This window comes from Microcoleus sp. Pol7_A1, from assembly GCF_036701085.1.
GTDB lineage: Bacteria > Cyanobacteriota > Cyanobacteriia > Cyanobacteriales > Microcoleaceae > Microcoleus > Microcoleus asticus.
The window spans coordinates 135,434-151,560 of record NZ_JAUBQD010000005.1; the positions used below are offsets into that span (position 1 = coordinate 135,434).

Sequence of the window (16,127 nt, forward strand, 5' to 3'; positions counted from 1 at the left end):
GGATAGGGGCAAAAAGCGATGGTGGTGAAAAGTTCTTTGCACGGCGTGCAACTTGAGAAAAAATCTCACCCTTCTGTCCCCTTCGCGGAGAGAGAAAGGGGAGAATTTCTTCCTTTTGCTGCAAGGAGAGGGGCTGAGGGAAAGGTTTCCAGCAAAAGCTGCAAGCTGGGTTATTGGGCACGCAATGCTGTCAAAAGTTTAATTGTCCAAAGTTTAACAGTGTCAGTGCTGGCGGCGGTGGGTTCCTCTCCTGCGGCGGCCCAGTTTTTGCCTCCTCCTCCTCCTCCTCCGGGTTCTCCTGTTCCTGTACCGGTACCCGCAGTGCCGGGCTTTCCCGAATTTCCGGCAAGTACACCTTCAACTGTACGATCGGAAGTTTACACTTTGGGAGCGGGCGATCGTATTCAAATGGACATCTTCAACGTCCCGGAATACAGCGGCCCCAACGGTCAACACCAAGTACAGGCGGACGGTTCCTTGAGTTTGCCGTTAATTGGCAGCGTTTCGGTGTACGGGATGACCTTAGAACAAGCTTCTAATGTTGTTAAAGACAGATACGGCAAATACCTCAAACGTCCTTGGATTACCCTGAAACTGCTGGCGCCGCGTCCTTTGCAAATTGCGATCGCGGGCGAAATCAACCGCCCCGGAGCCTATACAATATCCTCAGCAGCAGGCCCCGGAGGCACATCAGAGCAAATGGGAACTCAAATGCCAACGATATCGCGGGCTCTGCGAATGGCCGGCGGAATTACGCAGTCAGCAGACGTGCGGCAAATCAAAATCCGCCGCCCCCAGCGCAACGCACGGGAACAAATTATTAGTGTGGATTTGTGGGAATTATTGCAAAACGGCGATTTGCGGGCCGATCTGACTTTGCGCGACGGCGATACTATATTTATTCCCACTGTAACGAGCCTCAACCGCCAAGAAGCACCGACTTTAGCAGTAGCTAATATTACCGGACAAAGCACTCAACCAATTAATATTGCTGTGGTGGGGGAAGTAACTCGCCCCGGTACTTATACTTTGGCAAAAGAGGCTCAAAGTAGGGTACAAGACAATGAAATGGGTGCAAATTCGGGTTTGTTTGCTGCCAGCGAAACAAACGGCGGGGAAACGGTTTTGCAGCAAACTGTAACGAGGGCAATTAAAATGGCGGGCGGCATTACGCCGGTAGCTGATATCAGACAAATACAAGTTCGCCGCCTGACACGGGCGGGTACAGAACAAATTATTAATGTAAATTTGTGGCAACTTTTGGAAGCTGCAGATGTCTCCCAAGATTTAACGCTGCAACAGGGAGATACGGTAATCGTTCCCAAAGCCGAAAATCTCGATGCAGCTCAAGACGATCAAGTGGCTAATTCTAATTTTTCACCTGATACGATTAAGGTGAACATTGTGGGAGAAGTTGTGAAACCGGGAGCGATTGCGGTGCTGCCCAATACTACTTTAAATCAAGCGCTGGTAGCAGCGGGAGGTTTTAATAAAGCGCGGGCAGAAATGGATTCGGTGAATTTAATTCGCCTCAATCCTAACGGCACTGTTTCGCAGTTAACTGTTAAGGTTAATTTTTCCGCAACAGCTAATGAGGAAACTAATCCCAAACTGCAAAATAATGATGTAATTATGGTAAGGCGATCGGGCCGCGCTACGTTCTCGGATAATGTAGGCGGGACTCTCTCTCCTTTAAGCCCGCTGTTAGGAATATTTCGGTTGTTCAATATTTTTTAGTGATTTGAATAGACTAGCATTAAGGTTTCATAAACCGATTTTTGAGAAAAAATTTCGGTTTGGGAACGCAATATCTAGGAATCAACCGGGTTCCTGAAACTGCGCAAGCGGTACAGACGTTTAAACTAATAAGTTGTAGAAATCAAATGAAACCAGGGAAAAAATCTCAAATAGCACTGTTTAACAATCATAAAAAAGCCGCTGATATGCAAAAAATATCTTCCGTGCTTTATGAAGAAGATCAATTTTTAGGCATAGACAAAACAGAGGAAGAAGAGTTAAGTTTTTGGGAAGTTTGCCGCAGTCGCTCCATTTTAGTCATCGGCGTAGCAGCCGCAGTGACCACGGGGGTTTTCGCCTGGACGCTGAATCAAAAAAGTGAGTACGAAGGGCGCTTTCAATTATTAGTAGAACCCGCAGTTACGCAAAATACCTTAGCAAAAATATACTCCGGTGAGCTAAAACTGCAACCAGCAGCCCCCGCGACGACAGAAAATGCTGGTTTTGACTACGAATCGCAAATTCAAGTTTTGCAAAGCCCGCAAGTAATGTCGCCGATTATTAAACAGTTGCAGGCTAAATATCCGGAAATAAATTATAACTACCTCTTGAACCAAAAAGCCGATAATTTGCCGTTTTCTCAGGAAACCCGGCTGTCAATCAATCGGTTCAAAAATACCAAAATTATAGAAGTTAGATATCGGGATTATGATCCGAAAAAAATTCAGTTTGTTTTGGGGAAAGTGGCGCTAGGCTACCGCAACTACAGCGTGCAAGATACCACAACTCAAATTAGTCAGACTTTGGATTTTGTAAAATCGCAAATTCCCAACCAGCAAAAGCGCCAACAAGCTCTGCAAACAGAAATTCAAAAGTTGCGGCAGCAATACAATTTCATCGACCCGCAAATTCAAACCCAACAACTCGCCCAGCAAATCAGCCAACTTCAAACGCAAAGATTGGATGCGCAAACGCAGCTCAATCAGCAGAGATTGCTCTATTCCAATCTGCAAAATCAGCTCGGGTTAAACCAGAAGCAAGCGCTGATGGCCTCGGCTCTGAGTCAAGCTCCCCGCTATCAAGCGATGCTGACTCAATTGCAGCAATTAGAAGGGCAAATTGCGATTAACTCGGCTACGTTTACAGACCAAACTCCGCAAATGCAATTGTTGCGAGAACAGCAAAAAAACCTAATTCCTTTGTTAAAGAAAGAAGCCCAACAGGTTCTGGGAACTGATTTGGCTAAGGTAAGTTCGCAAGTGCTGGCTTTTCAAGATCCTGTGCGGATTAAGTTAATCGAGCAGTTTATCGGTACTGCTAATTTAATTCAGGTGCTGGGCGTGCGGAATCAAGTTTTGGAACAAGCTGCTAAGCAGTTGAATCAATACTCTCAAGGATTACCGGTGATTTTGCGACGCTATTCCGATTTGCAGCGCGAGTTGGATTTGACTAACAATACGCTGAATGGTTTGCTGGCAAAACAACAAGCTTTGCAGCTTGAAGCTGTGGGTAAAAAAGAGGTGGCTTGGGAAATTATTGCTAAGCCGGAAATTCCGCGCTACAAAAATGGCGAGTTGATGGCTGTTTCTCCAATTATGCCTTTGAATTTGGCTTTGGGGGGATTGGCTGGTTTGCTGTTCGGTATGCTGGTGGCGCAGTTGGCGGAACGGTTTAACAATAAAACGGTGTTCCACACTCCCGAGGATGTCAAACATTCGATTCGGCTGCCTTTGTTGGGGGTAATTCCTGCTAGCGATAAAATTTTGAGGCTTCCTCCTGCTGAGACAAGTCCGGTGGATGTGGCAAGTTCGCCGATGCCGACAGATGCTTTTCAAGAAGCTTTTCGATCGCTCAATGCTAATATTCGGTTGCTAAACGTTGATACTCCGATCAATTCTTGCGTAATTACTTCTTGTCAAGTAGCTGACGGCAAGTCTACTGTCGCAGTAAATCTGGCGCGGGCGGCGGCTGCAATGGGTCAGCAAGTGCTGTTGGTGGATGCGGATTTACGGCGGCCGCAGGTGCACGAAATGCTGGGTTTACCGAATTGGCAAGGCCTGCACAATGCGATCGCGGATGATGTGGATGTGGAAAAGTTGATTTTGCGATCGCCCCGCGATGAAAATTTGTTTGTGTTAACTTCCGGCCCGGTTCCTCTCGATCCCACAAAGGTGCTTTCTTCCAAAAAAATGCAGCATTTAATGGGAGCTTTGTCAAGTCATTTTGACTTAGTTATTTACGATACTGCACCGCTTTTGGGTTTGGCGGATGCGAATTTGTTGGCGGCTCACACTAACGGATTGATGCTGGTAGTGGGGCTGAATCAAACTGAGCGGGAGGCGCTGTTGTTGGCTTTTGAAGATTTGAAAATGGCGGGGATTCCGCTGTTGGGAATGGTGGCGAATAACGATAAAGGCAGCAGGTATTACTATCAGTCTTACGTGCAGGATTACATTCAGGAACAGTCTGTTTGAGGGAGAAGGCTTGAGAAATGTATAATAGTGGAACAGGCCTTCGGGCCTGTTAAGCGAGAATGCTGCAAGATGTCTGTTTTAATTTTTAACTTTGTATCGAAGTCTCGCTCCTGCTAAACCTCCCTTAAAAAGGGGGACTTTAAGAGATGATTCGGATCTTGAAATTGCTGCTGAGACTTAAACGAAGTCAGCACAACGCGAGATTAAGAGAGCCAGTTGAAGAACGAATTTTCTTAAGATTTGCGATCGAGACTCTGCACTATAATTAAAAGTTGAGAGTTTAAACAAATCCCGACACTTGCCAATTGGCATGACCTGAAAACGTGGCTGGTAAATTCCCATTTTGTAATACATTGATACAACTCCCCGCCTAGCTTGAAAACAAGAGGGGAGTTTTGTGTTTTTCATACAGGAGAGGAAACGATGGCTATTGCTACTATCAACCCGGCAACGGGAGAAACGCTGAAAACTTTCGAGGCGATCGCGGATGAGGAAATAGAAGCTAAGCTGGAATTAGCACAGCAAGCTTTTAACAAATACCGCTACCTGCCGTTTGAGCAGCGATCTCTGTGGATGCAGAAAGCGGCAGACATTTTGGAGCGCGATCGCGAAATTTATGCTGAAATGATGACCCTGGAAATGGGCAAAACGCTCAAATCTGCGATCGGCGAAGTGGAAAAATGCGCCTTAGTTTGCCGCTATTACGCCAAAAATGCCGCTCAATTTATGGCAGACGTACCGGCAACCACCGACGCTAGCAGCAGCTTTGTCCGCTACCAACCGCTGGGCGCTATTTTAGCCGTCATGCCCTGGAATTTCCCATTTTGGCAAGTTTTTCGGTTTGCGGCGCCGGCGCTGATGGCGGGCAATGTTGGCTTGCTCAAACACGCTTCCAACGTGCCTCAGTGCGCTTTGAAAATCGAAGAAATTTTCGCGCTTGCTGGCTTTCCCGAAGGAGTTTTTCAAACTTTGTTAGTGGGTTCGGACAAGGTAGCTAAGATAGTTGCGGACGATCGCATCAAAGCAGCCACCCTGACCGGCAGCGAACCAGCAGGTGCTAGTTTAGCAGCAAATGCGGGCAAAAGCTTGAAAAAAGTTGTACTGGAATTAGGAGGAAGCGACCCTTTTATCGTGATGTCCAGTGCTGATTTAGCAGCAGCTTTATCAACTGCTGTGACATCCCGGATGCTGAATAACGGTCAATCTTGCATCGCCGCCAAACGCTTTATTTTAGCAGAAGAGATCGCCGACGAATTCATCAAAGGATTTGTGGAAAAAATCGAGCAATTAAAAGTAGGCGATCCGATGTTGCCCGAAACCGATATCGGCCCTTTAGCTACTCCCGCAATCCTCAAAGACTTGGACAATCAAGTGCAAACTTGCATCCAATCGGGAGCAAAACTTCTGACAGGCGGCCGCCCATTGTCAGAAAAAGCGGGTAATTTCTACTTGCCCACTATTCTGGCAGATATTCCCCCGGATGCAGCAGCCCGTCAAGAAGAGTTTTTTGGCCCGGTAGCTTTAGTATTCCGGGTTGCAGACATCGATGAGGCGATCGAACTCGCAAACAGCACATCTTTTGGCTTGGGTGCGACCGCTTGGACTACAGTAAACTCAGAGAGCGATCGGTTTATTTCCGAACTAGAAGCAGGCGCCGTATTCATCAACGGCTTAGTAAAATCAGACCCCACATTGCCCTTTGGCGGCATCAAACGCTCCGGCTACGGACGCGAATTGAGCATCCAAGGAATGCACGAATTTGTCAACATTAAAACAGTGTGGGTAAAATAAGTAAAAGTCGATACAATGCTCGTAAAAACACTAATTAATCTACGTTAATCTGGGGTTAATAAAAACCAACCGAGTATTTTTACGAGCATTTAACCAAGACAAAAAAAACCCATACTTACAGAGGAAAAAATGGAAATGAACACAGCTCAACTACTGGTAAAATGTTTAGAAAACGAAGGCGTAGAATACGTCTTCGGACTTCCCGGAGAAGAAAATTTAGAAGTTCTAGAAGCCCTGAGAAACTCTTCAATTAAATTTATTACTACTCGCCACGAACAAGGCGCAGCCTTCATGGCAGACGTTTACGGCCGCCTCACAGGCAAAGCAGGCGTTTGTTTGTCCACCTTGGGGCCGGGCGCAACTAACTTAATGACAGGAGTTGCTGATGCTAACTTAGACGGCGCTCCTTTAGTAGCAATTACCGGACAAGTCGGCACAGACAGAATGCACATAGAATCGCACCAATATTTAGATTTGGTTGCCATGTTTGCGCCAGTTACTAAGTGGAACGCTCAAATTGTCCGACCCAGCACGACGCCAGAAATCGTCCGCAAAGCCTTTAAAGTAGCTCAAAGTGAAAAGCCGGGAGCAGTTCACATTGACTTGCCAGAAAACATCGCAGCAATGGCTGTCGAAGGAAATCCGCTAACCAAAGACAATCGCGAAAAAACATTTGGCGCTTACCAAAGCCTGAATAAAGCCGCTGTGGCAATTTCCAAGGCAAAAAGTCCTCTGCTATTAGTAGGAAATGGCGCTATCCGCGCGAATGCCAGCGATGCTTTGACACAATTTGCTACTCGATTGAATATTCCCGTAGCTAATACTTTCATGGGCAAAGGCGTAATTCCTTACACTCATCCTTTGGCACTTTGGACGACGGGATTGCAAAAACGGGATTACATTAGCTGTGCTTTTGAAGAAACGGATTTAGTGATTGCTGTTGGGTACGATTTGATTGAATATTCCCCGAAGAAGTGGAATCCAGACGGGAAAATTCCGATTATTCACATAGGAGCTCTGCCAGCAGAAATAGACAGCAGTTATATTCCTATGGTTGAAGTTGTGGGGGATATTTCTGATTCTCTCAATGAAATTTTGCAGCGTGCCGATCGCATGGAGAAAATAGACCCTTTTGCTAAGCAATTGCGGGCGGATATTCGCGCTGGGTACGAACAATATGCAGCCGATGACGGTTTCCCGATCAAGCCGCAAAAACTCATTTACGATTTGCGGCAAGTCTTGGGCCCGGAAGATATTCTTATATCTGATGTGGGAGCTCACAAAATGTGGATCGCGCGGCACTATCATTGCGATCGCCCTAATACCTGTTTGATTTCCAACGGATTTGCGGCGATGGGAATTGCGATTCCGGGTGCGGTAGCTGCAAAACTCGTTTATCCCGATCGCAAAGTAGTAGCAGCCACCGGAGACGGTGGCTTTATGATGAATTGCCAAGAATTAGAAACTGCTTTGCGAGTCGGTACTAATTTTGTGACACTCATCTTTAATGACGGCGGTTACGGCTTAATTGAATGGAAGCAGCAAGATTATTTTGGTCATTCAGATTTCATCAAATTTGGCAATCCCGACTTTGTGAAATTTGCCGAAAGTATGGGTTTAAAAGGCTATCGAGTTGAATCTGCAACTGATTTAATTCCCATCCTCAAAGAAGCCCTGGCTCAAGATGTTCCTTGCGTGATTGACTGTCCGGTTGACTACCGGGAAAATGCGCGTTTCAGTCAATTATCTGGGGATATGAGTTGCAATTTGTAACGGTAGCGCGGAATCAGGAAACGGCAGTGCCGTTTCCCTACAGTTAATCAGGCGATGGTTACATCCTGAAATTGCGATGGATTATTTTGGGGTAGGGAAACGGCATTGCCGTTTCCTCCATCCCCGTCTTGTTGAGGGTTATATCCGATCGCCCTTTAATCCCGCTTTTTGACAATTTGGGATGTAAGGGCGATCGGGCTTTTTCAGATTCAAGTATTCGGATTAACTGTTGCCTTCGTGATGTACTGGATGATCGCGTCAAAATTCTTACGGATTTCTGCCAATTGTTTTACCCAAGTATTAGAAGCATAAATCACTTCCTCTTCCTTCTGGCGAGCGGCTGCAATTTGCTTATCAATCTCTCCGTAAACCTGTTGCTCAAATTCAAATAGCTGTATTTCAATTTGATTTTCCAAGTCTTTTGCTGTTGATTGAAATTGACTCGTAATATCGCGACGGACATCAGACATTTTACTTTCTCGCTCCCGTTCCTGTTGCATTTGTAAAAGATCTACTCCTACCGAAACAATTGCTAGAGCTGGCCCCAGGAATTTAGCAGCATTGCCGATATTTTTGGCCATACCAACCGCCTGCCAAGGCTTAAACTTAAAGCCGACAAATTTTCCCACAGCGACAACACTTTGATGTAAACCGCTTCCTGCTACATCTATCGAGCGGAGAAATCCTTGTTCAGCAGCGGTTTTTGCAAAACTCCTCGATGCTAAAGTGGTCAGTTTCACCCCTGCAGTCTCACCGATGTTTTTAAGCAAACCAACTTGGCTTTTAAGTCGCTCTACATCCATACCAGCCCCCAGATTTTGGGCTGATATGTTTTGATTTTTATCTAGGCAAGCAACAAAACTCTTGACTAGATTACCTTCTAGCACTTCTTCAACCTCCTGCCGGATATCTTCAACTGCTACGTTTACAGCATCTTGCAGTTTGGTTTCTGCTTTCTCATAATGCTTCTGGACATTCAGTTCAGCTTGTTTATTCAGCCTTTCAAAATTCTGATCGCCTATTGCTGCGGCAAGAGTGTTGCCTTCGCTAGCAACTCCTGATGACATCTCCAGGGCTATATTTTTAACCTTGGTTCGCAGGCGATCGCGCTCTTTACGCACTGTGCGAGATAATCGTGTCAGCACTTCAAAAAAAGCCGAATCTTCGTTAGAGTTGCGAGTAAAACTCAACTGAGCCTGATCAACGCAGCTTAGAGCAATTCGGACGGGTGTATCAAAACGAGCAAGGGAACTACGACGCTCTACAAACTGATTGAGAGCCTCAATAAAAGTTGGAAAGCGGCTGATTTCCGTCAGGAAATCATCTTTGCCGTCAATGCCTTCACAGTAGTCTTTGGCATCAATAAAGCAGATAGGAAATTCATCAAGACTGTAAGGCTTCAGTGCATCCGCAAGACTTTGGCGGTAGTTGACAATCTTTTGCTCTTCTTCTCCTGCTTCATCAGACATTTTATTGATAACCAGCATCATTTTCCAGCGATAGCCTTTTTCATAGGCTAACTTCTTGAAATTCTCTGCTGTCAGTGAGTCAAAGAGCATATAGGTGAGGCAGAAAACCAGCAAGTCTGATTTGTTGATTGCCTCATAAGTAATCTCATCGTGATCTTGGCGGTCTGTAAAAAGTCCAGGCGTATCAATTAGCTTGATGCCGTTCCAGTCATAATTAGTAGTTTTATCAGTAGCAATATCAGCATCAATACGGATATCGCGCCGCCCTGTCATGGCAGAAATAATGGTTGATTTACCAGCACTGTACTGCCCCACAAAAGCTACTCCGAGAATTCCCTGCTCTTGATACTCTTTTAATTCATCGCCCACTTTTTTGCGGATAGCTGTTAGTTCGGCTGTATTTCCATGAGCCAGTAAGTTTTCAAATTTTACTAGCGTTTTATTGAAAGATGCACCGACATCAGCAGCTTTAAAGTTGGGGTTGTTCTGAGTCATGGTAGTTTTGCCCTCATTTGGTAGATTTGAGATTGCTAAAGGAAATATCTTCTTGAAGGATGTGGTTGATATCGTCTAGTGATTTTAGTCGTTGAACTTTAGATTGTGTTACAATCTTCATACTACGTCCGAAATCTCGTTCGACTTTATAAATGGTTTGGTTGATACCTTTAACAGTCAAGGGTTCCTGTTGGTCAGTAGACCAGTCAATGATTCGCTTGGCATAAGCACGATTTAGATAATTTTCTGAATCCGCTAACTCCTTTTTTGCTTCTTCAAGCTGAGTCGCAATCGCCTCTAGCCCTGCAATCAATTCTTCAAAATAGATGTTGATGTTCGTGGTTACAGAATCAGAATACTTACTAAACTCTCCCTGAGCCTGCTGTAGAGTGTTTTGCCTCTGAGTCTTGAGCTGATCTTCCAATGAAGTAGAGATATTTCTAACAGCATCGCGTCGCTTTTCATCTCTGGATTTAAACATTCCGCCAATCCCGCTAAAAACAGTAGTTAAAACCCCCGCTATCGCGGGGGCAAAAGGAAGAGCGACGAAGAACGCTAGAATAGTTCCTGCTATCCCTAGGATTCGCACAAAAGCTCGAAAATTGTTTGAATCCTGCTCAGTAAAGCTGAAATTATTGCTACCAAGCTGAGATATTAGCTGTAATTCATTTCCTATTTCCTCCAGAGCTTCCTGAACTTCCTTATTGAAATTTTTGCTAGCCTGTTCATAAGCTATTTTTAAGCGTTCTTCAAATCGAAGTTCTTTTAGTTTTTGCTCCCATCCATGCTTCTGAGTAGCTTCGTTACGGTTCCAATAATCTTCTGCAAAAGATGGAACGGCTTCTATAGCAGCTTGAAAAATCCCCTCGATTTGTTGCAGTAAAGAGTCTGTAGCATCCTTAGCTGCTTTTTGGATATCCTTTTGGATTCCCTCACGTTTATTTTTCAGAGTTTCTGTCAATTTTTCATAGACTAAAGCTTGGTAATTTACCCACTTATAAGGATTATCAATTGCGCCTACGGCTGAACCAAGCAGAGTTTGAGAGCGGCGGATTGCACCATGCTTAACCAGAGATTCACGAATTGAATCAAGAAAATCCTGCATTCGGCTTGCCTTAAAAAGCTCTTTTTTCTTCTCTTCGTGTTTTGGTTCACGGGAAAGCTGCGCCGCCAACAGCATCACAGGAACAATGTCGAAGTAGTCATTAGCATAATGCTCTTCAGCGTAGCGGCGGATACGTTGAATATGTCCACCGATACCGCTTTGACCCTCCATAATAAACTCTTTATCAGGGTTCTGTAAGAAATGCTCCAATCGTCGAGGATCGCTCAGATTTTTCTTGATATTCAGCAGAATAATTAGTGGCTTAGCTTTTTCCTTCAATAATTGTAAGAAAGCAAACTCACTTTCTTGTATACTGTCATTTGTGACCACATAACAAATCACATCTGACTCGTCGATAATACTTTTAGCAATTTCTTCATCACTTTGACCAGCCGGAGCGCCAATCCCAGGAGTATCAATGATGCGAATATTTTTCCACTCGTACACCCGATTAAACCGAGTTGTGCGCTGCTTCCCTACACCGATCGCATCCCACCCATCATCTGTAACGATGGCGTGAAGAGTGCTTTTACCCGCCTTAGTTCGCCCCATAAATGTGATGCTGAAATGATTAAGAGCGCGTTCCTTAGCCCGAAGCGAGTTGCGCACAATTTCGATTTCTTTGATAATTTCGGCACTTAGAGTATTTATAGTATCCTCAAGTTGCTTGGCGACTTCCTTAGCTGTGGTAGCTTGACCTTTCCGACTTGTTTTATGTTTGATGTCTTCGAGAACCCCTTGAATATTTTTACCCAAATTGGAAAGGGCTGATAAAGCTTTTTTAAGTGCCAATTCTGCAAATTTGTAATCTTCATCAGCGATGACTGCACACTGACGAATTGCCTCGTCATATTCTGGCCCCGTTAACAGGATTTCCCGGCGTATTTGCTCAACTTTTTGCTCGCTCCCAGTCAGCTTTGCTACATTATCCACCAATGCGCGTGAAAGGAGAGAATCAGCCCCTTTAAGGAAACGCGCACCGAAAGAAACTTTCTGTTGTTGGTTGTGTTCGCCTATGAATCTGGTATCAGTGAAGGCTCCTGCTTCTACAAGCTGCCGCTGTACTTCTCCCGCTGGCCAGTTCCAAATTCGTGCTACTTGTTCTGCCATCTGGCGTTCTAATGCTGAACAGAAACCGTCAACATAGGCGATCGCCAACATTTGCGACATGGCCTCACTTTGCTCACCGGGCGACACTTTTGCAGCTAAATCCTCTACAGAAAGCTGACTTTCTTCTTGAGCAAGAATTTTTTCCATCTCAGCGAGAGTACGTTGAGAAGCGCCGATCTGCGTTGCTAGTTCGCGTAGTGCTTTCGACTCTTCACTGTGAATCTGCTGATCCGCGCAGACCATGTGCGTGACTAATAGGAATGGGTAGTCTAGGTGTTCCGGGGTTGTTGAGCTTAGGTCAGACATCTTAACTTACTCAATATTTGGATTGGTCACTGATTAAGGCAATAGACTGGCACTCCCGACAGATGTTAGGGCCAAAAAAAACGATTTTAAATGCTTCTTCCCATTTCATACATTTTGCGTCTCGTTTTGTATAAAACCTAAATGAATTATTTTTTAGCTTGTTCTTTGTTTATTTATATGTTTGCAGTCTTCAGTATAAATTATTTCCTAAATACCAAAGCTTGTCAAGCTATATCAAGTCATATTTAGTAGATTTTTCCATCCCAACTCGACCATAAAAAGTCACATTTAGCTGGTTGCTACCGAAAAAGTCATAGATTTAAGACTTATTCGGCGACAGCGTTTCCGAGTTCCTATCCTGTGATACCCTATTTTTAGGTGACTTAGAATCTCTCCTGCACCAGCAGTGCGATCGCCTAACCGCATCCGAACAAGAAGTTATCTCTTGGCTAGCCAATACCCCCGAACCAGCCGACATCTCAAAAATACCAGAAAACCTGCAACTATCACCGCCAGAACTCTGGAAAGTCATGCAATCTTTAGGACGACGGTCATTAGTTGAAACAGTCAAAGAAAACGGGCGATCGCACTTTACGATCGAGCCAGTAATCAGAGAGTATATAACACCCAAAAAATGAAAATCGCTACCTGGAACGTCAACTCAATTCGCACCCGCATAGAACACGTTACTAGCTGGTTGCAAGCAAACTCCCCAGACGTTCTCTGCCTCCAAGAAACCAAAGTTACCGACAAAGACTTCCCCCTAGAACCCTTCATCAACCTCGGCTACAACTGCTACATTTCCGGTCAAAAATCCTACAACGGTGTCGCCATTCTCAGCAGATCGCCCCTAACGCAAATCAGCACCGGATTTGCCCCCATTCTCGGCGACGAAACCGCAGGTATTTTTGACGAACAAAAACGCCTAATAGCCGGAATAATCGACGATATTTGCATTATTTGCGTATACGTTCCCAACGGTTCCGAAGTCGGCAGCGAGAAATATGACTACAAACTAAAGTGGCTCAAACTGCTGCAAGAATACCTCAAAATTGCACTAGACAAATCCCCTAAATTGTGCATTTGCGGCGACTTCAACATCGTCCCGGACGATCGAGATATCCACAATCCCAAAGCCAATGCCAACTCCGTCGGCTTATCTGTTCCCGAGCGCCTCGCACTAACAGAAATCATAGAATTAGGATTAAACGACCCCTTTCGCAAATTCACATCAGAAGGCGGCCATTATAGCTGGTGGGACTACCGCGCCGCCGCATTTCCGCGCAACAACGGCTGGAGAATCGACCACCATTATCTCAGCTTTCCCCTGTACGAACAAGCAAAAAACTGTACAATAGACATTGCTCCCAGAAAATTAATTAAACCCAGCGACCACGCCCCCGTAATTGTCGAAATTTGATTTATAAGTTATAAGGTTAATAACAACTGAGATATTGCACCATTCTCAATAATGATTTTATGGGCGGGCAGGATGCCCACCCCACAATAAAATTCAGTTTGTGTGGAACAGGCATCTTGCCTGTTCTTGAGAAACGTGCAAGATGTAAGTAACAACCAACAACTAAAAATCATGTTCTTAGTAACCGGAGCAACAGGCGCACTAGGCCGCCGAATTGTACGAGAAATCACACAGCAAGAGAAGCCGGTCCGCGCATTCGTTCGCCTCGCATCTCGCTACTCAGAACTAGAAAACCGAGGCGCCGAGATTTTTATCGGCGACTTAAAACAAGACAAAGATATTAAAAAAGCCTGCCAAGGAGTGCAGTACATCATCAGCAGCCACGGCACCGGCGGCGACGTTCAAGCAGTACACTACCGCGCTAACATAGAATTGATCGACTGCGCCAAAGAAGCAGGAGTGCAGCACTTTGTCTTTGTTTCGGTACTGGGAGTCGATCGAGGATACGAAGATTCCGCAGTATTTAAAGCCAAGCGAGAAGTAGAAAAATACCTGCAAAACAGCGGCTTGAATTATACAATCTTGCGGCCAGCAGGTTTTGCTTCCAGCTTGTTACCGCTAGCAGCAAGATTTCGAGAAACCGGACTTTACCTGCTGATTGGCGACGGCAAAAACCGCACCTCTGTTGTCAGTACCGACGACTTAGCAAAGATTGCCGCAGACTCGCCAACAGTCGAAGGCGCCCGCAACCAAATTCTGCGAGTCGGTGGCCCGGATGTGCTGACAAGAGACGACATTCCCCGCATTTTTGGACGCTTATTCAATCGCGAACCGATGGTAATCAACCCGCCGCTGGTTGTGTTTGACGGTTTGAGAAATGCCTTGGGTTTATTGAATCCTCAAGCTCAAAAAGACTTAGGAACTTTGCGGGTATTGCTGGGTAACGAGTATTTCTGCACTCCCGAACAAGTGCAAAACTTGGAATCAATCTACGGCATGAGAATGGAATCCCTAGAAAGCTTTCTGCGGCGCAATTTGAGCGTTTAAAAGGCTAGTTATTCTCGTTACCAGGCAAAGCCTGGTAATGAAGATCCGGAGACTCTGCCTCCAAATTGTTGTCTCATTTTAATGGAGGCAGAGCCTCCAGATATGCGTCCCCAGGCAGAGCCTGGAAACAATCAAATGTGGCGCCAAATTGCCACTGAAAACCATTTAAGCAGACATAGGTAGTGGTTCAGGACCAATATAGCTGGTAACTGCGATCGGCGGAGAAGTCGGCTTAGCAATCAAATAACCTTGAACAAAAGTTGCTCCCCGTTCCCGCACCCACTCAAACTCCTCCAAAGTTTCCACACCTTCAGCAACAGTTTTAATTCCTAATTGAGCGGCAACTTCTAACATCTTTTCCGTAATAAGTGCCTTATAATAATCTTGATGGACGTTGCGAATCAATTGCATATCCAATTTAATAAAATCTGGACGCAGTTGGTGCATCAAATTTAAATTAGAAGAACCGCTGCCAAAATCGTCCAAAGCAATTAAAAATCCCGCCTCTCGGTAAAAAATCAGAATATTAATCAAGTGATCGATATCAGGAGGGTGCTGAGATTCCGCTACTTCAAAAACAATATTGCTGTGAGGAATTTCCGCTTCATCAATAGCCTGTACTGTTCTTCGCAGGCACGTAGCGGGATCGTAAACTGAAGTGGGAGAAAAATTAATAAAAAGTAGTTCTTTGATATCGTAAATATGTGCTTCGCGGATAGCGCGAGTCCGGGCTAAAACATCTAGTTGAAAAATTAGGCCTGCTGATTCTGCTTGGGCAAAAATCCGACCCGGATAAATTAAGTTTCCTTGCTCGTCAATTCCTCGGAGCAGCGCTTCGTGGGCAAAAATTTTAGAAGTATCTGAGGTATAAACAATGGGCTGAAAATGTGTAGTAATGCGTTCTTCGGACAATAAATCTAACAGCCAATCAGAGTTACTAAAATTAATAAAAGAGTCTAAGGAAGTGCTGCGATAAAAATCGCTAAGTTTTGGCTGTTCAACTTCGCGCATCCACAAAACTTTTGTCTCTTTCAACTCTTGAGTTGTCAGCGCCGATGATGCTAGGGCGTTAAACTTTTCTTTGGCTATTCCCTCAAGCATAACGTACAAACACTTGCTCTCTTCTAACAGCCGAAATTCAAGTTGAGCCTTGGTCAGTGCAGAAATAACTTTATTCAGGGTGTGCGATACTGGAAACCACAGGTACAGACCTCCCCTTCCCTCTATTTTGGCGGGTAGTGTTTCGCAGCGAGAGCAGGAGCCGAAGGCTTTGCCACTTTTTTGCATTGGAATATCCTCCGGTTTGTGGGTTAATTTGAGAACAGCTAGGAATTAAATCTTATTATAAGCTCATTCATCTATTAATACATATATCTGAAGATGTAAAATTTAATAAAATT

At 44.9% G+C, this 16,127-nt stretch carries 9 protein-coding genes; 6 read left to right on the forward strand and 3 right to left on the reverse strand.

The window, feature by feature from the left end; genetic code table 11:
- Positions 1–18: 18 nt before the first annotated feature.
- From QUA20_RS05635 to QUA20_RS05650, 4 genes are all read left to right on the forward strand, one after another.
- Positions 19–1,737: an SLBB domain-containing protein gene (locus tag QUA20_RS05635; RefSeq protein ID WP_333186269.1), complete on the forward strand. Its 1,719-nt coding sequence runs from the start codon at positions 19–21 to the stop codon at positions 1,735–1,737.
- Positions 1,738–1,883: 146 nt separating this feature from the next.
- Positions 1,884–4,211: a polysaccharide biosynthesis tyrosine autokinase gene (locus QUA20_RS05640; RefSeq protein WP_333186273.1), complete on the forward strand. Its 2,328-nt coding sequence runs from the start codon at positions 1,884–1,886 to the stop codon at positions 4,209–4,211.
- 423 nt (positions 4,212–4,634) lie between these two features.
- Positions 4,635–6,002 (forward strand): NAD-dependent succinate-semialdehyde dehydrogenase, encoded by a 1,368-nt coding sequence (locus QUA20_RS05645; RefSeq protein ID WP_333186276.1) that lies wholly within the window; start codon positions 4,635–4,637, stop codon positions 6,000–6,002.
- A gap of 135 nt (positions 6,003–6,137) precedes the next feature.
- Positions 6,138–7,775: an acetolactate synthase large subunit gene (locus QUA20_RS05650; protein WP_445242752.1), complete on the forward strand. Its 1,638-nt coding sequence runs from the start codon at positions 6,138–6,140 to the stop codon at positions 7,773–7,775.
- Between the two features lie 209 nt (positions 7,776–7,984).
- On the opposite strand, the gene QUA20_RS05655 is transcribed toward QUA20_RS05650, so the two are convergent.
- Both QUA20_RS05655 and QUA20_RS05660 read right to left on the reverse strand, forming a co-directional pair.
- Complete coding sequence (locus QUA20_RS05655; protein WP_333186280.1) at positions 7,985–9,739, reverse strand: GTPase; 1,755 nt, start codon at positions 9,737–9,739, stop codon at positions 7,985–7,987.
- A gap of 13 nt (positions 9,740–9,752) precedes the next feature.
- Positions 9,753–12,260 carry a GTPase gene (locus tag QUA20_RS05660; RefSeq protein WP_333186283.1) on the reverse strand — a complete coding sequence of 836 codons (2,508 nt, stop codon included), beginning with the start codon at positions 12,258–12,260 and terminating at the stop codon, positions 9,753–9,755.
- A 634-nt stretch (positions 12,261–12,894) separates the two neighbouring features.
- Here QUA20_RS05660 and xth point away from each other — a divergent pair.
- Both xth and QUA20_RS05670 read left to right on the forward strand, forming a co-directional pair.
- On the forward strand, positions 12,895–13,680 hold the full coding sequence (xth, locus tag QUA20_RS05665; protein ID WP_333186286.1) for an exodeoxyribonuclease III: 786 nt from the start codon (positions 12,895–12,897) through the stop codon (positions 13,678–13,680).
- Between the two features lie 171 nt (positions 13,681–13,851).
- Positions 13,852–14,727, forward strand: coding sequence for an SDR family oxidoreductase (locus QUA20_RS05670; protein WP_172184507.1), 876 nt, complete (start codon positions 13,852–13,854; stop codon positions 14,725–14,727).
- A 165-nt stretch (positions 14,728–14,892) separates the two neighbouring features.
- Here QUA20_RS05670 and QUA20_RS05675 read toward each other — a convergent pair whose 3' ends face one another.
- Positions 14,893–16,014 carry an EAL domain-containing protein gene (locus tag QUA20_RS05675; protein WP_333186290.1) on the reverse strand — a complete coding sequence of 374 codons (1,122 nt, stop codon included), beginning with the start codon at positions 16,012–16,014 and terminating at the stop codon, positions 14,893–14,895.
- Between the last annotated feature and the right edge of the window lie 113 nt (positions 16,015–16,127).